Here is a 15,500-nt window from a genome sequence, read left to right on the forward strand (position 1 = left end):
CCATCAGCCGCCTCGGCTTCGATCGGGACAACCTGCTGAGGCACCACATCTAGCTCGCGGCGATCAGCACCGTGCTCTCCGGCGACCAGCGCAGCACCACTTCTTGCCCCTCGGCCAGCCGCTCGATGCCGGTATTCTGCACAATGACCTTGAGGATTTGCCCGTCACGCTCGACGAAATAGGTGCTGTTGTTGCCGGCGAAGATGCGCTTGGAGACCTTTCCCCGGAGCATGTTGGCATAAGTCTGATCCGCGCTTCCGGTATCGGTGGCTATGCGAATGCGTTCGGGCCGCACCGCGCAACTGGCCTTGGCGCCGGCGGCAAGCGTCGCGCCCGCGCCTGCGGCGATCGCGCTGCCGTCGGCCAAACGGATGCCGGTGCCTGTCGTATCGCCGCGCAAGATGTTGGCATCGCCGAGGAAGGTCGCGGCGAACTCGCTTTTCGGCCTGTCGTAGATCTCCTCTGGCGGCCCTTCCTGAACCAGCCTGCCGTCGCGCAGAATGCCGATGCGATCGCTCATCGTCAGCGCCTCTTCCTGGTCATGGGTGACGAAGATGGTGGTGATGCTGATCTCGCGCTGGATGCGCTTGAGCTCGATCTGCATGTCGACGCGCAGCGCTTTGTCGAGGGCGCCGAGCGGCTCATCGAGCAGCAGCACGCGCGGTTTGGTGACGATGGCGCGTGCCAACGCCACGCGCTGGCGCTGGCCGCCGGACAGCTGGTGCGGCCGGCGGCCGCCGAGCTTGCCGAGTTGCACGAGGTCGAGCGCGCGCTGCACCTCGCTGGCGATGGTTGCCTTGGCTTCGCCGCGCACCGACAGGCCGAAGGCGACATTGTCGGCGACGCTCATATTGGGAAACAGCGCGTAGTTCTGGAACACCATGCCGATGCGCCGCTTTTCGACCGGCACCCGCTCAACGCTCTCGCCGCCGATCGCAATGCAACCGGAGTCGGGAAAATCGAAACCCGCGATCTGCCGCAGCAGCGTGGTCTTGCCGCTGCCCGACGGCCCGAGCAGCGCATAGAACCCGCCATCGGCGAAATCGATGGAGACGTCGTCCAATGCCTTGTGCGCCCCGAAACTGCGCGACACATTCGATACCCAAACGCCGGCCATTATTTCTCTCCGCCGAATTTGAAGAAGCGTGCCGTGAGCAGCATCAGCGCCATCGAGATAACGATGATGATCGTCGAAACCGCATTGATCTCGGGCGTAAAGCCCTTGCGGATCGCGGCGTAGATTTCGACCGGCAACGTCGTCTGGCCCGGCGTCGAGAGGAAGTAGGAGACCACGAACTGGTCGAACGATACGGCAAAGGCAAACAACCCGCCGGCGATGACGCCGGGCATGATCCAGGGCAGCGTCACGCGCGAAGTCACCTGCCATTGGTTGGCGCCGAGCGAACGCGCCGCCTCCTCCAGTTCCGGCGCAAGGGTCTGCAGCCGGGCCGAGACGACCACGATCACATAGGGCAGCGCCAGCGCCACATGGCCGAGCAGGATTGCAAACAGCCCGCGCCCGATACCGACGCCGAAAAAGAAGATCAGCATTGCCGTGCCGGTGATCAGCCACGGAATGGCGATCGGCGGAAACAGTAGTGCCTGCAGAAATTTCTTACCGCGGAATTCGTAGCGATAGAGCGCCAGCGACGCCGCTGTGCCGAGCACCGTGCAAATGACGGTGGTGATGACAGCGATCTTGACGCTGTTCCAGGTTGCCGAGATCAGCTGGTCGTTCTGCCACAGCGAGGCATACCACTCCGTCGTCCATTCGAACGGCAACTGGTAGAAGGGCGAGACGTTGAACGACATCAGCGCCATGATGATGATCGGGAGATAGAGGAAGGCCAGCAGCAGCCAGATGTAGATACGGCCAAACCATTCCAGGATACGCGTCGTCGCCATCACGCAGCCCTCCGCAGCACCGGCGAGGCCACCGCCAGAATGATCAGCACCACAGCCAGCAGGATGAACGAGAGCGCAGCACCCAGCGGCCAGTTGAAGACGGCGATGAACTGGTCCTCGATCACCGTGCCGTAGAAGGTGCCGGTGCGGCCGCCGAGGATGCGCGGTTCCATGAAGGAGCCGACGACGGGAACGAAGATCAGCGCCGCACCGGCGACTAGCCCCGGCATGGACAGCGGGATGATCACCCGTCTCAACATCTGCAGCCTTGAGGCGCCGAGCGAGCGCCCTGCCTCGATCAGGGAGTCGTCGATTGCCTGCAGCGTCAGGTAGCAGGTCAGCACCATGTAGGGCACATAGGAATGCACCAGCCCGATGATGACGGCCGGATAGGAATACATCAGGTCGATGTTGATCTTGAACGGCAGCACGGCGTTGAGCGCGGTGTCGAGAATGCCGCCTTCGCGCAGCACCATCGCCCAGGAGAAGATGCGCACCAGCCCGTTCGACCAGAACGGCAGGATGACGAGCAGGAAGATGGCCTCGCGGCTGCGCCCCTTTAGCACCTTGGCAAGCACATAGGCGGCGGGGTAGCCGATGACGACACACCATAACGTCACCTCGAGCCCAAGCCTGAGCGAGGCCAGAAGCAGCGTCCAGTAAAGGCCTTGCGAGAAGAAGGCCGCGTAGTTCTCCAGCGTGAAGGCCCACGCCTTCCCCGACAGCGGCAGCTCCGTCATGAACGAGAAGAAGACCATGGCCGACAACGGCAGGAAAATCGCCACCGTCAGCCACAGGTAGGCAGGCAGAAGCAGGGGCAAAGCCGATCGCAATCCGCTCCTCGAACCGGTCGCGACCTGTCCAGCCATACGCCCCTCCTCCGAAAAGCCGGCCGCTACTTCACATTGACCTTCAGCTCCTGCCATAGCGCCAGATAGGCCTCGCGCTGCGCGTCGGTGATAGGTGCCTGGAATTGGATGCGCTTGGCCACTGCCGGATCGCCCATCACCTTGCGGTTGAAGGCATCTTCCGGAAGCGCGGCAACCGCCTTGGTGTTGGCTGACACCGGAGCGCCGACCTTAGTGACCCATTCGACGTAGAAGGATGGATCGATCATGTAGTTGATGAAGGCCTCGGCGCCAGCAACGTTCTTGGACCCGACCGGAATGGAAAAGGCATCGAGCCAGGCGACGGCGCCTTCCTGCGGAATGACCAGCGAGACTGGCAGCTTGAAATGCGTCTTGGCGCGGTCGGCCGAACCGCTCCAGTAGGTGCCGATGTCGATCTGGTTGGAGGCGACCATCTGGTTCCAGTCGTTCTCCGAGCTCCAGAATGTCTTGATCTGCGGCATGAGCGAGGTCAGCTTCGCCTTGACCGCCTCCATGTCCTTGATGTCGTTTATGTTCTGGCCGGTAGCGATGGCGCCGAACTGGACCGCTTCGACGGCATCGTCGCGGATGACGACGCGGCCCTTACGAGCTTCGTTCCACATCTCGGTGATGCTGGTCGGCGGCGTCTCGAAGGATTTCTCGTTGATGGCGAGCGCGGTTAGCCCCCACACCCATGGCACGCCATAGACCTTGCCGTCGCGGGCGAGCATCGGCGATCCTGATTTGTCCGGGCTGATGTCGGCATAGTTGGGAATCTTCGAGACATCGATCGGCTGGATCAGTTTTTCCGCCATCGCCTGGTCGTTGAAGGCGGCGTTGATCATGACGACGTCGTAGAGGCCGGGATTGGTCCTGAGCTTGGTCAGCATTTCCTGTTCGGAATTGAAGAAGTCGTTGACGACCTTGTTGCCGGTCGCCTTCTCGAAGGCCGCGATAGCCCAAGGCTCGTCGGCACCGTAGCCCTTCCAGTTGAGCACATGCACCTCGTCAGCCTTGGCAGCCAGCGTCAGTGCAGAAGCGAAGACGGCGATTGACGTCAGAAAAGCAGTCGGTTTTGGCATGCGCATGTTCGTTCCTCTCATTGTCTGCCCGGTTGGCGGGCTTGTTACGTCATTCAGGCTGTCAGAAACGGGCCTCTTGCTTCCGGCCATGCGCGGTCGTCGACCGCGCGCCATCGCTGAGGAATGTCTGGATCTCCTGATCGGTTGGCGCCGACGACCCGCCATGGCGGGTGACCGAGAGCGCCGCCGCCGCATTGGCGTAGCGCGCCGCCTCGAAGGGCGGCACACCACGCGACAGCGCGCTGACGAAGGCGCCGATATGGGTGTCGCCAGCGCCATTGGTATCGACGGCGCCGACCTTGAAGCCGGGCACGGCCAGCGCGGTGCCGTCTGCCAGCCGCACGAAGCAGCCTTTTGCGCCATCGCGGATGACGACGCCCACCGCCTTGGGGCAGCGGTCGGCCAGAAGCCGTTCCGCGACCGCCTCAACGTCATTAGGACCGGCGATCTCCGTCGCTTCCGTCATGTTGCAGCTCAGCCATGTGGTGCGGGCGAGCACGCGTGAAAGGATGGCGCGGGGGATGTCTGATACAACCGGGGTCGGGTCGAAGACGAAGGGAATTTCCGCCGGCAGTGCCTCGATCCAGTCGGCCAGCGCGTCGCGACTCCCGACATAGCTCAGTGTATAGCCGGAGGTGAACACCCAGTCTCCTGGCACGACTGACACCGGCGCCAAGAGATCAACGCTCAGCACGCCTTCCGCGCCCGGCCACGACACAAAAGTGCGTTCCGCATCGCTGCTGATCATAGCGACGCAATTGCCGCTATCCATCATAGGGGATGGCGGCGTCAGCGCTTCAATGCCTTCGGCGGCGAAGGCGGCACGCAGGAAATCGCCATTCGGCCCGCTGCCGAGCTGGCCGCCGAAGACGACCGTCATCCCCGTGCGAGTGGCGGCGACCATCATGTTGAAGCCGCCGCCGGCGACCTGGTCGTAGCTCGATGCGGTCTTTTCGGTGCCGGGTGCCGGCAAGGCGTCGATGCGGTAGACATAGTCCACCACCGCGCTGCCGACATGGACGAGACGCCCGCTCATGCCGCCGCGTCCTTGCCTGAACTGCTTTTCGCCATCCGCACGGCAACCAAGTCGGCGGCGAGCGCGCGCACCTGCGCAATGTCGATGCCTTTGAGCCGGGCGATGTGTTCCTGTGGCAATCGGCAAAAGCCGGCGCAAGCGCCCGCCATGCCGGCGGCAATGGCGCCGATCGTGTCGGTGTCGCCGCCAAGATTGGCGCTGATGATGGCCGCCTGCCAAGGATCGCCGCCGGCGATTTCCAGCACCGCGAAGGCCGCCGGAACCGATTCCTGGCTGGCAACGCCGGTGCCGACCAGGTCGACGATCAGCCGGATCCCATCAGTGGCGGGCTTGCCGCGAACGAGGCCCCTCGCCCAGTCGATGCGCGCTGCGATATCGCCGCCGGTGATCCAATGGCCGCGTGCTGCGCCGCGCATCGCAGCCGCGATCGCCTGATCCGAGGCAGCACGCCAGTCGCCGCCGGCAACGCCGCAGCTGACGGCCGCGGCGACGGCTGCAGCCGAGGCAATGGCGATCGAGGTGTTGTGCGTGGCGCGGCAAGTTTCCGCGACCTTGGCGACCAGCGCGTCGAGCGGTTCCAGCGGCATCATGATGCCGACTGGTGCGATGCGCATGGCGGCACCATTGGTGTCGCCGCCGCTTCCCGCTTCCTCGGCCGGCACACCATCATTGATGGCGTCGATGGCGCGCTTGGTCGATGGTCCGAGCAGATCGTAGCTGCCGCGCGCTTTGACCTCGCGTTCCCAGTCGAGCAGCGCGTTTACCCAGCGCGTGTGATCGAAGCCATCGCCTGAAACAACGAGGATGCGGCCGAGCAGCAGCGCCTGTTCGGTGTCGTCGGTAATGGTGCCGGCCGGCAGCCCCTTCGATACCGGATGGTCGGCGACAGGCGAAACGAAATCCTCAACGTGGCCATATAGCTCGGCGATGCGTGCTGGCGACAGCAACTGCGTTGGCATGCCGAGCGCATCGCCCAGCGCACCGCCGATGAGCGCGCCCATTGCCCGGTCGATCATCTCGGCCAAAGCCATGTCCGGCATGAGGTCAGAACTCCAGGTGAAGGGCAAAATGCGCCGGATTGAGCAGGCTGGTGACATATTCGATGGCGCGGCCGTCGGCGGCGCGCGTCAACCGCCGCGTGCGCAGGAACGGCGCGCCAAGCGAGCAGTCGAGAATGGCCGCGTCCTCGGCGCTCAGCATCTCGATATCGACCCATTCCTCGCCGTGATCGGGGACAAGCCCCGCCCCACGCAACGTCTGGTGCAGCGAGCCCTCGCGCAGGCCGCGCAATGGCACATCCTCCAGTTCGGGCGATAGCGGCAACCGGCTGCGCTCGATCGAGATGGCATGGCCGTCTTCAGCGTTGGTGCGGACACGGTCAACGGCGATGAAGAAGGGACTGTCAACGCCGAGCCTGGCGGCGAGTTCGGTATCCTGCATGACTTCGAGCCTGAGCGTGCGCGTCTCGGCATTGGCGCCGGCGTTGGCAAGCGCCCGCGACCAGCCGACCGCGTCGTCGACCGGCATGCCGTCGAAGGTGACGAACGAGCCAATGCCGACCTTCGTGGTGATCAGCCCGCGGCTCGACAGTTCCTCGAGGCCTTTGCGGATGGTGTTGCGGCTGACGGAGAAGCGCTGGACCAGCTCGTTCTCGCTCTGCAGGCGGTCGCCGAAGCCGAGCACGCCGGAGCGGATCTCGTGTTCGAGAACGGTCGCGATCTGTTCGGGCTTGCCCGTCCCAGGAGACAATAGAGTCGTGCGGCGCGCCATGGAATACCTGTTCAGTAAACCTGTATAACCCTGTTCAATATCGTGGCGCGACGGTCATGTCAACGGCTCGTGGCGGGCATGCTTATTGCGCTCCCGGCATCCCCCTCGCCGGGCAAGCCCTTATGCCGGCACGATTGCGTCAAGAACGCAAAAAGCCCGCCACTCGGCGTGGCGGGCTTTTTTGACGAACCGTAGGCTAGGAGAGTGTAAACGAAGCCTCACGGCTGGTTCGACACTTCCATTCCGGCAGCATCTGCCGCTCCGGATGAGTCTGGCTTAGCGGCGCGCGACCAGCAGGCACAACTGGCGCAGGTCGCGATCGTAGGTGCCTTCGCTGCTGAGCACATCCACGCAACGCTTCTTCATCCTCATCAACTGGCTCTTCGACATGTCGGCGACGACGCCGGGGAGGCCAGGATTGCTCGGGTTGCTTGGATTGGACGGGTTGCTCGGATTGGTTGGGCTGGTTCCGCCGATACCGATGCCGAGACCGGCATTGATGCCGCTGCCGACGCCGACGCCAGCACCAGCGGTGATGCCGCTCGAACCGCCAACCGATGCGCCGGCGCCAGCACTAATACCTTCGCTGCCGCCAACCGACGCCCCCAGGCCAGCATTGACGCCACCGCCGCCACCGACGGAGGCGCCCAGTCCAGCGTTGATGCCACCGCCGCCGCCGACGGAGGCACCCAGTCCAGCGTTGATGCCACCGCCGCCGCCGACGGAGGCACCAGCGCCGACACTAATTCCGCCGGCACTCGCCGGTATTGAAAGCGTGAAGATAACTGCACCGCTCACCAGCGCGCCGGTGATTGTTTTCAGTGTAAATGTCATAACACTCTCCTTGCTATATTTTACCGAGCAGACGGAAATATCGCCGGTCACGTTACATAGTGACCACAAGGAAAGTTACCGATTTCTTTTCAAAAACCCTTATTCAAACTCATAGTGTCAATTTACAAAACGGTTAATAAAAATTTTTATTGAAATTCTTCGATAAATTTATACACATTTGAAGGCAGATGACTTGTCAAGAAAAGTCGAGCGATCTTGATATTCGTGATCTCTGCCGCCACGATCGGACAGGTGATCGTATTGATTGAGGAAACTCACGCATCAGGCACAGATGAACGATACTTGCGGCGGTGCTGATCACCAATGGTTCGTTGCTGGCTGGAATTTTATGGGAACCTTCGCCACTCCGAGCGGTTTTTTCTATAGTCGCAAATGCGGCGACAAGCGAAAAATGGAGACAAACCATGCTTATGAAAATCCTCGCAGCGTCCGTGCTCGCCGCCGGTCTGGCCACCTCTGCGCTGGCCCAGAATGCCAGCGACGCGGGCAATGACAATGGTACTGGCAGCGACAGAAGCGTCGTGATCGAGCCCAACCCGGCCGATCCAAACATGACCGATCCGAACGCTGTCGATTATGGGACCACCGGCAGCATCACCGGGGCGCCCGACGGCTTGAATTTCAATGCCGACGAAAACTGCCCTATGGGCCCTCAGGGCGCGCAGCCTGATGCGTCGAACAGGGCTCCCGGCACCGTTTCACCGACGGTCAACGACAACCACTGCGGCAAGTAGCCGAGATCGAACTCGGGAATTCACGCTTTTTGCTTTTCGGCCGCGGCACGGATAGAGTTTCGTCCCGCGGGCGAAACGCCATATGTTCGGCTGTTCAGAAAGCTGATCGCCGCTTTGTGTTGGAGACTGATGCTAGCTCGCTGAAGCCTTGCGCGGCCGAGCCGACTTTGGCGTGGTGTCCTTGGACCTGCCATCCTTAGCTTTGGTGGCCGCCGCCTTTTTCGGGCGAGCCGCCTTCGCTTTCGGCTTGTTCTCTTCACTGTCGATCTCGGCAGTGGCCTGGTCCCAGTGCTGCTGATGCGCGCCGTCGGGCCGGCCGGCTTGTTCCCAGATCGCGTGGGCCCGCCGACGAATGCGTTCCTGCCTGTCGTCCGTCATTGTTGCCTCCATCGCATCAAATCCTTGAGCGACAACTGTCTTAGCTGAAATTTCGACCGACGTCTTGAGCGGTCTCGGCCCTAGTCGGACAGAACCGCGACACCGAGGAGTGCTGCCTTCTTGGTGATCAGCCCCGCCAGGTCCGCGTCCGAGCGCTCCGTTCCGGTTCGCTCACGCACTGCTGCAATCAGCTCCTTCATCGACAACAAGGCTGTGCCCCGTTCAGCAAGCAATTTGTCGACAGATGCGGCCACATTAGCTGACTCGACATGCGGCAACATGGAAATAGCTCCTTTCCTTTCCCAGATAACGATCAATATCCGGTGACGGCAGGCGAGCCCGCCGCTCTCTCCTTGCATTCCCGAGAGAGCGGCGGGTGAAGGTCAGTCGATGACCTGCACGATCCTGCGGGTGCCGGGGTCGACCAGCACGGTGTGATTGTCGACGACCACGTATCTGTATTCCACGTCAGGAACGTCGATCGGTTGAAGCTCAACCGTATCGGGCAAAGTGGAACCGACATTGAGCTCCACTCCCAGAAGGCTGATCGACGCCAGCGGGTGCTTGTGCACATATTCGCGAACGACGGTCTGCTGCTCGGGCGTGACAATCACCTGGTCTGCGGTGGCCACGCCGACACCGGCGAGCAGAACCAGCCCGGCGGCGGCAGGAACAAGGTGGATTTTCATCGTCTTCTCCTGTCTGGTTGCGGGCTCCGCCTTCCACTATCGGGAACCGTGAGCCCAGATTGCAAACGCCCACACAACCTTCTTGTTCCGTGAGTGGCGGCTAATTGATCACCGCATTGGCGCTACCTTGGTGCGTTGCTGCAAGCAACCGCAATGACCCGCGTTCCTGTCGCAGGAACGCGGGCCGATCGGATTTCCCGATCAGCAGCGATACCGGTGGGGGGATGATATCGACTGCTTCGACAAGAACAATTAGCAATAACTAATGTTCCGGGCCGAAGCGAAAAAGCCTGCGCCGTCGCGAATCGTCGCGAGATGCCTGTCTATTGTTCCGGTGGCTGCGCCGGCACCTCTCCGGGCTTGATCACCGGTGTCTCGCCTTCGTCCGGCGGCGGTGCGGTCATGCCCTCATCACCTGTCGGCGGCTGCAGCACGCCATTGCAAGGATCAAGTGTGTCAGTCAGGCTGTTGTTGCTGACCCCGTTGTTGACGGGCGGCTTCTGCTGCTGCCCGCTCTCCGGTTCGGCCTGGCAACGTCCGGAATGGGCAGGCCTCTGGTCGGGTGCCTGGTTGTCCGTCTGGGCGGCAACCGGCGCCGCCAATGCCAGTGCGCCCAGCACGCCTATCCTCAATGTGCCTAGCAAGAACGCGAAAGGTCTCATGTCGAACTCCTTCGCGAAGGATCATTTCCTTGGCAAAGCATGCGGGCCGCGATTGGTTCCCGCATGCGGGCAACGCGCCCCGGTTCCATGCTGGTTTCAAGGAAATGTCTCGTGGGTTCATGAATCCGTTGCTTCTGTCCGACCGACGATAGCTTTTGGCCGGCAACGATGCGTTGAAGACAAAAAACGCCCCGGGGCAGGGCATGTTGGGGAATCGTTAATCAGCGACTGCTACTATACAGGGGTCATGACCAAGAACCTCGGAAACGCCGTCAGGAACGCCCCCAGGGAGCCGGCAAGGAGCTCCGCTCTCAGCCGGTTGGCGCCGGCCTTGTTTCCCCTGGTGGTCGTCGCGCTTGGATATCTGGTCGGCTGGCAATTCTTCGGCTTCTAGAGGCATCGGATCCCTCGGCTTCGCGCGAAAATCCTTGAATCGGGCGCCGGCTCCTTCTCAGTCCGGAAAATCGAAGACCGGTTCCTCGCATCGATGGACCCGACATTGGCCGTCACGCGTCCAGACATAGGCGGCGGTCGGCACCTCGGGCCAGTCGCACTCATTGCCGAATTGGCGGACATATCGATCATAGGTGTTACGGCCAGTCGTCAGGACGACCGCGCGCCGGCTCTGGATCAGCTGCTGCGTCTGTTCGCATGTCATGGTGCGCGCATCCGGCCGGGCGTAGGCCATGCTTGTGGCGACAAGCAGGATCGCTGCGGCTGTCGAGGCCATTGGGCGAGCTGGCATGGTGTATCCTCACGAGAGTCGTGCCTAACGCGCACCTTCGCTCGTGGTTCCGCAACCTTCAACCAGAGCGGCATCTCTCGCAGGGAAGACTGTCACTGCGGTGCAACAAGACAGGTACGACCTCACTCCTCCTTCTCAGGTTTGAACCGCTTCACCATCACCTCGAAGACGATGTCCGATATCCACATCGCCGACACGCCGATGAGGAACGCTGCGGCCAGCGTCGTGGTGTCATCGTCCGCCGACGGGACAGGCAGGCCGGTGGCGCGGAAATATTGCACCACGGGAAGCGTCAGATACGCCGCCGCCAGCGCGCCGCAGATCGGCGACGCAACCATCTCGCGGACCTTGTAGCGGTGACGCGACAAGGCGCGCAAAATGCCGCCGGAAAGGCCGGCGACCACGACCGGCGCCTTGATGCCGAGCGTGTCGAGGAGCTCGTGTATCATGGCCTCCACCCGCACCATCTGGCGCCCTTCCCGTTGTAGGCGTTCATCTCGTCGAGCTCAGGCCGCGTCATGGCGTCGACGACGACCGCGGACGGCCGGCGCGGCTGGTTGTGGTCGCACCAGACCTGACGCGGATTGTCAGGCGAAACCGGCGTTGTGCATCCGGCGAGCAATAGACAGAGGATCAGTGCTTTGCCCATTGCATTGCCTCCCGCCGCGCCGCTTCGTCCGGAAGGTCGCGCGCCGCGCGTTCGGCGTCGGTTGCCTCGCGGTCCATTTCGAGGCGATCCTGTGCGGCGGCGAGTTTTTCCGCCGCCTGTTTCGCCGCGTCCTGTTTCGCCCGGCTGATGCCGCCGGCGACGTAGAGGCCGATGCCGCCGACCAGCGCCGCGAAGATCGCCATGATCGTCTTGTTGCCGGCGAGCGCGCTCAGCATGGAGAGCACCCACATCTCAATTGCCCTCCACTGCAGGCTGTTTTCTGACGAGGCCGGCGATGCCGTCGCGGACGACATTCATCAGGATCTTGAGCAAGGTCAGCACCCCGGTGATCTTGAGCGCCAGGACGGCGTCGATGCCGAACATCGTCCAGTCGAAGCCGACCAGGCTGGTAAGCAGCAGGATCAGCACATTGATCAGATTGTGCGCGGCATTCGTATTGAACCACTTCATGGCTTTGCCTTTCGAAACAAAGAGGGGGCCTTTCGAAACAGAGAGAGGATTGCGGCGACCACGGGGGCCATGATTGCGGCCCAGAGTCCGGACCAGACTCCAGACTCGCCCAGCTCTGGCTTAGGCCCCGAAGGCGCGGGACCATTCAGGTGCGGAGCCTTCGGGGTCGGGACAGGCAGTGGCGCAGGCTGTGGACGCTGCGCTGGGCCAACGGGCGGCCACGGCGTGTCCTTGATGCGCGACCATTTGCGGAACGCGTCTGCAAGCCGGGTGTCGTAGGCGTTCTTCCTGTAGGACGCGCCATTGTAGCCCTTGGCAAAGCCGGCCCAATCGTGATTGCGCAGTTTGTCGTCGAGCCGGTTCGCGGCGATGAAATTGACCGCCGCCTCCAGCTGCAGCGCCTCGTCCTCCATCATGGCTTCGACCATGGCCTGCACGGTGAGGAAGCCGGCCGCCTTGAAATTCTCGCCGAGAACCTGACCGAGACCCCACGACGCCGATCTGAGCGCCGCGGTCTCGTCGATCGCGCAGGCGGCTTTCAGGCGCGGATAACTATCCCGGGGATAAGGTTTTTCGCCCCACCGGGAATAGGCAAGGCCGGCTGCGACAGCTTGCGCCCGCGCCGCCCCCGACAGGTTGCGGAAAAAGACATGCGGCTCGAACAGGATGATCGGCCGGCCTTGGGCGTCGAAGCCATGCCCGCTGGTCTCGACATCGAGAAAGGCGTGGATCTCATCCTCGCCGACGCCGATCCTGGCGCCAAGCCTCGGCAGATCGAGATCGTCCAGGCGCCTGGCAGTGCCCTTGAAAATGGTGTCCATGGTTGGCCTTTCCGCCCTTGCGGGCAGGTTGATGTTTGCAAGCGATTGTGTGAAATGAGCCCAAAGGGGATGACAGGGGAGGATTTGCCCATGTCGCAAGGCGAAGGAACGGCCGCGGCGCGCTGGACGGTGAAGGCTGAACTCTGCGCGGTGGGCCGCGACAAGCCCTTGCTTGTGGCGCTGGCAGCGATCGTCTGCCTCTATTGCGGGCTGGTCGCCGGGCCGATCCTCTACGCGTTCCTGGCCATCCAGGGCATGGCGGATTTCTTCAAGTGACGGTGTCGGCTATTTGAGAACAGCTCCGTGCGTGTCGCCGCCTGAACCGAAATTGCTTAGCCGGGATGAAACTGCTCCCATGAACCGTTCGTACCTTGTGGGAGACGAGGTGCGGGAGGGCACGTGACAATCAGGATCAGGCTTCCGGGCGGGACTCTCAAGATCAAGAAAAAAGACGAGCTGCGCCGCCGCGAGCAGAAGCGCCAGGTTCCGGTCTGGCAGGTCGTAAATTACTTCATCGTCTGGTGGCCGAGCAGCATGTCGGATCGTCCATCCTCGATGAAAAAAAGCAGGGCACACGATCGCGTACCGGATGATTCTGACCACGCCGCGGACTGACGTTCGCGCCGGCTTCCTTTCGGAAATAGCCCCAGAAATAGTCAAGGATCGGCCATTGACTCTTCCGCAAGGGAAGTTCTCTAATTGCTGCATTGCACAATGGGGTTGGGAGCAATGGCAGTGCGTATCAGGTTGCCGGGCGGCACCTTGAAGATGAAGAGTTATCGTGAATTGCGCGCCCGCGAGCGCGAGCGCCGCATACCTGTCGTCAAGATCGGTTCGGTCTATTTAACATGGTGGTCGAACAGTCGGCGTCCTTTGAACGACCAACCGGGTGCGCCGGACGATCCTGACCGGCCCCAGCCAACGCCTTGACGCCCTCATCGGGCGCCTGCGCTCAAATCCTTCCGAAAATAGTCAAAAAAACTCGTCCATCGGCTGTTGACTCTTCCGCAAGGGAAGTTCTCTAATTGCTGCATTGCACATCAATCTTGCGTTGCACGGCGGGAGTTGAACCGATGGCAGTGCGTATCAAATTGCCGGGCGGCACTCTGAAGATGAAAGTCTATCGCGAATTGCGGGGACGGGAACGCGAGCGCCGCGTGCCGGTCATGAAGATCGGTTCGCTGTATTTTATCTGGTGGTCGAACAGCCAGCACGGCTCTCACGACAAGCCGCAAAACAGCCATCAATAGCCGTTGCGCCATTCGCCTGCGTATTGGGCTTAAACCGAGCGTGGCTTCGGATGCGCAAAAAAGTCGGCAGTCAGATGCGCCAGCAGACGCCGCCCAGATTATCGACCGGCGAGACGGAAGCCGCTCGGTACAAGTCTATCTGCAGCTCTTTTGCCAAAGGCCGTGCCGAGGCAACTGAATTGGAGCGTGAACACCCTACCGTCACGCTTGCAAAGCGCCGCCGCTTGCCGCAAATGATGGGGCTGGGCCAAGAGGATCGCCAGACCGTGAATACGGACTTGCCGAGAGAGAGAATACCAACCTGCGATTTTCGGTCCAGGCGATCGACAATCGGCGAATTCCTATGGCTTTGATGCAGACGAATGACGAGAGCGAGGCAAAGAAAGCCTTCGATGATCTCTCTGCCCACTTCTACTGGCGACGGCCGCGGCTGAGACCGCTAGAGCGCTTCACCGTTTCACGGAAACGGCGAACCACTCTAGCTCTTTGTTTTGACGCAATTCCGGACGGAAAACCGTTTCACACTTTTCCTGGAATTGCTCTAGGGGAGCATTGATGCCCTTCGTTCCGCCGTTCCTTTGTCGTCTCCTCGGCATCAAGGCCGGGACCGGCACGAAGATGAGTATCCAAAGCGTTCGCTCCGCGCGGCGCGGTCATCATGCGATCGGCGACGAATGTATTCTCCACAACGTCTTTTCTTTTGACCGGCCCGACGCAAAGATCATCGTCGGCCAGCGCAGCTTCATCGGAAAGAGTCACCTCGTCGCGGCCGAACGGATCGAAGTTGGCGATGACGTGATCATAAGTTGGGGCACCACAATCGTCGATCACAACTCGCACGCGACAGGATGGCCAGACCGCAACGCCGATGTCGCCGATTGGCATCAGGGAAAGAAGGACTGGTCGAACATCACCATCGCGCCAGTGAAAATTGAAGACAACGTCTTTATTGGCTTCAACGTCATCATTCTGAAGGGCGTTACGATCGGCAGGGGATCGGTCGTTGGCGCAGGATCCGTGGTAACAAAAGACGTGGCACCCTTCACTATGGTCGGCGGCAATCCTGCAAAGGCAATCGGCGCGAAATCTATCAGCGAGTTGAGCACAGAGCCCCGGCCATATACGACATAGTGCGCACTGCAGTCTTCGGCGCGAACCTCAGAAATTCGGTTCGCAGCTTGTATTTCACCCATCCTTTCGATTGACCGGCCAAGTGCTGCTCATAAGCGAGATCATGGGCGAATGTCATTTGCCTTTCAACTTTGAGCCCAGAAGTCTTCAGCAGGTTTTCGAACGTCAGCGGCGTGTAAAAATTGATATGCCCATAGGGGCCTAACATCCGGATTGCGCGCTCGAGGTTCCTCGTATGCTCCAACGGCACCTCGATGTAGAGCTTCTTGCAGACCCTCGCCGCCTCCATCAAAAACATCCGTTCATGCTCGACGTGTTCGACAACGTGGATCGCAAGACCTAGATCAAACGACTTATCGGGATGCGGGATATGATAACCGTCGAAGATGTCCAGGCTAGCTAGGTGTGGTGCCTCAGCAGGTTGTCCCGATCGAAGCCGAGGCGGCTGATGGG

24 protein-coding genes are annotated in these 15,500 nt (G+C 61.5%); 5 read left to right on the forward strand and 19 right to left on the reverse strand.

Features of this window, described 5'->3' with window-relative positions; all coding sequences use genetic code 11:
• Positions 1-49 precede the first annotated feature (49 nt).
• The 8 genes from E5X88_RS32220 to E5X88_RS32255 form a co-directional block, all read right to left on the reverse strand.
• Positions 50-1,117 carry an ABC transporter ATP-binding protein gene (locus tag E5X88_RS32220; RefSeq protein ID WP_292168246.1) on the reverse strand — a complete coding sequence of 356 codons (1,068 nt, stop codon included), beginning with the start codon at positions 1,115-1,117 and terminating at the stop codon, positions 50-52.
• On the reverse strand, positions 1,117-1,905 hold the full coding sequence (locus E5X88_RS32225) for an ABC transporter permease (protein ID WP_292168247.1): 789 nt from the start codon (positions 1,903-1,905) through the stop codon (positions 1,117-1,119). Before E5X88_RS32225 ends, E5X88_RS32220 begins: the two co-directional genes overlap by 1 nt.
• Positions 1,905-2,774: an ABC transporter permease gene (locus E5X88_RS32230; RefSeq protein ID WP_292168249.1), complete on the reverse strand. Its 870-nt coding sequence runs from the start codon at positions 2,772-2,774 to the stop codon at positions 1,905-1,907. Before E5X88_RS32230 ends, E5X88_RS32225 begins: the two co-directional genes overlap by 1 nt.
• Before the next feature lie 26 nt (positions 2,775-2,800).
• Positions 2,801-3,862, reverse strand: a complete 1,062-nt coding sequence (locus tag E5X88_RS32235) for an ABC transporter substrate-binding protein (RefSeq protein WP_292242983.1) — start codon at positions 3,860-3,862, stop codon at positions 2,801-2,803.
• Positions 3,863-3,917: 55 nt separating this feature from the next.
• Positions 3,918-4,892, reverse strand: a complete 975-nt coding sequence (locus E5X88_RS32240; RefSeq protein WP_292168253.1) for a PfkB family carbohydrate kinase — start codon at positions 4,890-4,892, stop codon at positions 3,918-3,920.
• Positions 4,889-5,932, reverse strand: a complete 1,044-nt coding sequence (locus E5X88_RS32245; protein WP_292168255.1) for an ADP-ribosylglycohydrolase family protein — start codon at positions 5,930-5,932, stop codon at positions 4,889-4,891. The genes E5X88_RS32240 and E5X88_RS32245 overlap by 4 nt, the downstream gene beginning before the upstream one ends.
• A gap of 4 nt (positions 5,933-5,936) precedes the next feature.
• Positions 5,937-6,662: a GntR family transcriptional regulator gene (locus E5X88_RS32250; protein ID WP_292168257.1), complete on the reverse strand. Its 726-nt coding sequence runs from the start codon at positions 6,660-6,662 to the stop codon at positions 5,937-5,939.
• A 276-nt stretch (positions 6,663-6,938) separates the two neighbouring features.
• Positions 6,939-7,496 (reverse strand): hypothetical protein, encoded by a 558-nt coding sequence (locus E5X88_RS32255; RefSeq protein ID WP_292168259.1) that lies wholly within the window; start codon positions 7,494-7,496, stop codon positions 6,939-6,941.
• A gap of 425 nt (positions 7,497-7,921) precedes the next feature.
• Between E5X88_RS32255 and E5X88_RS32260 the strand changes: the two genes are divergently transcribed.
• Positions 7,922-8,251, forward strand: coding sequence for a hypothetical protein (locus E5X88_RS32260; protein WP_292168261.1), 330 nt, complete (start codon positions 7,922-7,924; stop codon positions 8,249-8,251).
• A 132-nt stretch (positions 8,252-8,383) separates the two neighbouring features.
• On the opposite strand, the gene E5X88_RS32265 is transcribed toward E5X88_RS32260, so the two are convergent.
• The 10 genes from E5X88_RS32265 to E5X88_RS32310 form a co-directional block, all read right to left on the reverse strand.
• Positions 8,384-8,629 carry a DUF2934 domain-containing protein gene (locus tag E5X88_RS32265; protein WP_292168263.1) on the reverse strand — a complete coding sequence of 82 codons (246 nt, stop codon included), beginning with the start codon at positions 8,627-8,629 and terminating at the stop codon, positions 8,384-8,386.
• 80 nt (positions 8,630-8,709) lie between these two features.
• Positions 8,710-8,910, reverse strand: coding sequence for a hypothetical protein (locus tag E5X88_RS32270; RefSeq protein WP_126043069.1), 201 nt, complete (start codon positions 8,908-8,910; stop codon positions 8,710-8,712).
• Positions 8,911-9,012: 102 nt separating this feature from the next.
• Positions 9,013-9,318 carry a DUF1236 domain-containing protein gene (locus tag E5X88_RS32275; RefSeq protein WP_292168266.1) on the reverse strand — a complete coding sequence of 102 codons (306 nt, stop codon included), beginning with the start codon at positions 9,316-9,318 and terminating at the stop codon, positions 9,013-9,015.
• 323 nt (positions 9,319-9,641) lie between these two features.
• The gene (locus E5X88_RS32280) at positions 9,642-9,980 is read right to left on the reverse strand and encodes a hypothetical protein (protein WP_292168267.1); all 339 of its coding nucleotides are present in this window, start codon (positions 9,978-9,980) and stop codon (positions 9,642-9,644) included.
• A gap of 451 nt (positions 9,981-10,431) precedes the next feature.
• Positions 10,432-10,725 (reverse strand): hypothetical protein, encoded by a 294-nt coding sequence (locus E5X88_RS32285; RefSeq protein WP_292168268.1) that lies wholly within the window; start codon positions 10,723-10,725, stop codon positions 10,432-10,434.
• Positions 10,726-10,847: 122 nt separating this feature from the next.
• Positions 10,848-11,192, reverse strand: a complete 345-nt coding sequence (locus E5X88_RS32290; protein ID WP_292168270.1) for a hypothetical protein — start codon at positions 11,190-11,192, stop codon at positions 10,848-10,850.
• Positions 11,171-11,374, reverse strand: a complete 204-nt coding sequence (locus tag E5X88_RS32295) for a hypothetical protein (RefSeq protein ID WP_292168272.1) — start codon at positions 11,372-11,374, stop codon at positions 11,171-11,173. The genes E5X88_RS32290 and E5X88_RS32295 overlap by 22 nt, the downstream gene beginning before the upstream one ends.
• A complete protein-coding gene (locus E5X88_RS32300) occupies positions 11,359-11,625 on the reverse strand; it encodes a hypothetical protein (RefSeq protein WP_292168274.1) in 267 nt (88 codons plus the stop codon). The genes E5X88_RS32295 and E5X88_RS32300 overlap by 16 nt, the downstream gene beginning before the upstream one ends.
• A 1-nt stretch (position 11,626) precedes the next feature.
• On the reverse strand, positions 11,627-11,845 hold the full coding sequence (locus E5X88_RS32305) for a hypothetical protein (RefSeq protein WP_292168277.1): 219 nt from the start codon (positions 11,843-11,845) through the stop codon (positions 11,627-11,629).
• Positions 11,842-12,666, reverse strand: coding sequence for an N-acetylmuramidase domain-containing protein (locus E5X88_RS32310; protein WP_292168280.1), 825 nt, complete (start codon positions 12,664-12,666; stop codon positions 11,842-11,844). Before E5X88_RS32310 ends, E5X88_RS32305 begins: the two co-directional genes overlap by 4 nt.
• 90 nt (positions 12,667-12,756) lie before the next feature.
• Here E5X88_RS32310 and E5X88_RS32315 point away from each other — a divergent pair, with 90 nt between their 5' ends.
• The 4 genes from E5X88_RS32315 to E5X88_RS32330 all read left to right on the forward strand — a co-directional run bounded on the left by E5X88_RS32315 (position 12,757) and on the right by E5X88_RS32330 (position 15,047).
• A complete protein-coding gene (locus E5X88_RS32315; RefSeq protein ID WP_292168281.1) occupies positions 12,757-12,942 on the forward strand; it encodes a hypothetical protein in 186 nt (61 codons plus the stop codon).
• Between the two features lie 123 nt (positions 12,943-13,065).
• On the forward strand, positions 13,066-13,281 hold the full coding sequence (locus E5X88_RS32320) for a hypothetical protein (RefSeq protein WP_292168283.1): 216 nt from the start codon (positions 13,066-13,068) through the stop codon (positions 13,279-13,281).
• 458 nt (positions 13,282-13,739) lie between these two features.
• Positions 13,740-13,916 (forward strand): hypothetical protein, encoded by a 177-nt coding sequence (locus E5X88_RS32325; RefSeq protein WP_167522694.1) that lies wholly within the window; start codon positions 13,740-13,742, stop codon positions 13,914-13,916.
• A 555-nt stretch (positions 13,917-14,471) separates the two neighbouring features.
• Positions 14,472-15,047: an acyltransferase gene (locus tag E5X88_RS32330; protein ID WP_292168286.1), complete on the forward strand. Its 576-nt coding sequence runs from the start codon at positions 14,472-14,474 to the stop codon at positions 15,045-15,047.
• Here E5X88_RS32330 and E5X88_RS32335 read toward each other — a convergent pair.
• On the reverse strand, positions 15,007-15,500 hold a 494-nt coding region (locus E5X88_RS32335; RefSeq protein ID WP_292168288.1), incomplete at its 5' end, for a methyltransferase domain-containing protein. The two genes, E5X88_RS32330 and E5X88_RS32335, sit on opposite strands and share 41 nt — an antisense overlap.

The sequence above is a fragment of the Mesorhizobium sp. genome (assembly GCF_004962245.1).
Lineage (GTDB): Bacteria > Pseudomonadota > Alphaproteobacteria > Rhizobiales > Rhizobiaceae > Mesorhizobium.

What these genes read in the sequence shown, in the direction of transcription:
- E5X88_RS32220 (WP_292168246.1), bottom strand. Translation starts at nt 1,117, where the DNA reads ATGGCCGGCGTTTGGGTATCGAATGTGTCGCGCAGTTTCGGGGCGCAC.
- E5X88_RS32225 (WP_292168247.1), bottom strand. Translation starts at nt 1,905, where the DNA reads ATGGCGACGACGCGTATCCTGGAATGGTTTGGCCGTATCTACATCTGG.
- E5X88_RS32230 (WP_292168249.1), bottom strand. Translation starts at nt 2,774, where the DNA reads ATGGCTGGACAGGTCGCGACCGGTTCGAGGAGCGGATTGCGATCGGCT.
- E5X88_RS32235 (WP_292242983.1), bottom strand. Translation starts at nt 3,862, where the DNA reads ATGCGCATGCCAAAACCGACTGCTTTTCTGACGTCAATCGCCGTCTTC.
- E5X88_RS32240 (WP_292168253.1), bottom strand. Translation starts at nt 4,892, where the DNA reads ATGAGCGGGCGTCTCGTCCATGTCGGCAGCGCGGTGGTGGACTATGTC.
- E5X88_RS32245 (WP_292168255.1), bottom strand. Translation starts at nt 5,932, where the DNA reads ATGCCGGACATGGCTTTGGCCGAGATGATCGACCGGGCAATGGGCGCG.
- E5X88_RS32250 (WP_292168257.1), bottom strand. Translation starts at nt 6,662, where the DNA reads ATGGCGCGCCGCACGACTCTATTGTCTCCTGGGACGGGCAAGCCCGAA.
- E5X88_RS32255 (WP_292168259.1), bottom strand. Translation starts at nt 7,496, where the DNA reads ATGACATTTACACTGAAAACAATCACCGGCGCGCTGGTGAGCGGTGCA.
- E5X88_RS32260 (WP_292168261.1), top strand. Translation starts at nt 7,922, where the DNA reads ATGCTTATGAAAATCCTCGCAGCGTCCGTGCTCGCCGCCGGTCTGGCC.
- E5X88_RS32265 (WP_292168263.1), bottom strand. Translation starts at nt 8,629, where the DNA reads ATGACGGACGACAGGCAGGAACGCATTCGTCGGCGGGCCCACGCGATC.
- E5X88_RS32270 (WP_126043069.1), bottom strand. Translation starts at nt 8,910, where the DNA reads ATGTTGCCGCATGTCGAGTCAGCTAATGTGGCCGCATCTGTCGACAAA.
- E5X88_RS32275 (WP_292168266.1), bottom strand. Translation starts at nt 9,318, where the DNA reads ATGAAAATCCACCTTGTTCCTGCCGCCGCCGGGCTGGTTCTGCTCGCC.
- E5X88_RS32280 (WP_292168267.1), bottom strand. Translation starts at nt 9,980, where the DNA reads ATGAGACCTTTCGCGTTCTTGCTAGGCACATTGAGGATAGGCGTGCTG.
- E5X88_RS32285 (WP_292168268.1), bottom strand. Translation starts at nt 10,725, where the DNA reads ATGCCAGCTCGCCCAATGGCCTCGACAGCCGCAGCGATCCTGCTTGTC.
- E5X88_RS32290 (WP_292168270.1), bottom strand. Translation starts at nt 11,192, where the DNA reads ATGGTGCGGGTGGAGGCCATGATACACGAGCTCCTCGACACGCTCGGC.
- E5X88_RS32295 (WP_292168272.1), bottom strand. Translation starts at nt 11,374, where the DNA reads ATGGGCAAAGCACTGATCCTCTGTCTATTGCTCGCCGGATGCACAACG.
- E5X88_RS32300 (WP_292168274.1), bottom strand. Translation starts at nt 11,625, where the DNA reads ATGTGGGTGCTCTCCATGCTGAGCGCGCTCGCCGGCAACAAGACGATC.
- E5X88_RS32305 (WP_292168277.1), bottom strand. Translation starts at nt 11,845, where the DNA reads ATGAAGTGGTTCAATACGAATGCCGCGCACAATCTGATCAATGTGCTG.
- E5X88_RS32310 (WP_292168280.1), bottom strand. Translation starts at nt 12,666, where the DNA reads ATGGACACCATTTTCAAGGGCACTGCCAGGCGCCTGGACGATCTCGAT.
- E5X88_RS32315 (WP_292168281.1), top strand. Translation starts at nt 12,757, where the DNA reads ATGTCGCAAGGCGAAGGAACGGCCGCGGCGCGCTGGACGGTGAAGGCT.
- E5X88_RS32325 (WP_167522694.1), top strand. Translation starts at nt 13,740, where the DNA reads ATGGCAGTGCGTATCAAATTGCCGGGCGGCACTCTGAAGATGAAAGTC.
- E5X88_RS32330 (WP_292168286.1), top strand. Translation starts at nt 14,472, where the DNA reads ATGCCCTTCGTTCCGCCGTTCCTTTGTCGTCTCCTCGGCATCAAGGCC.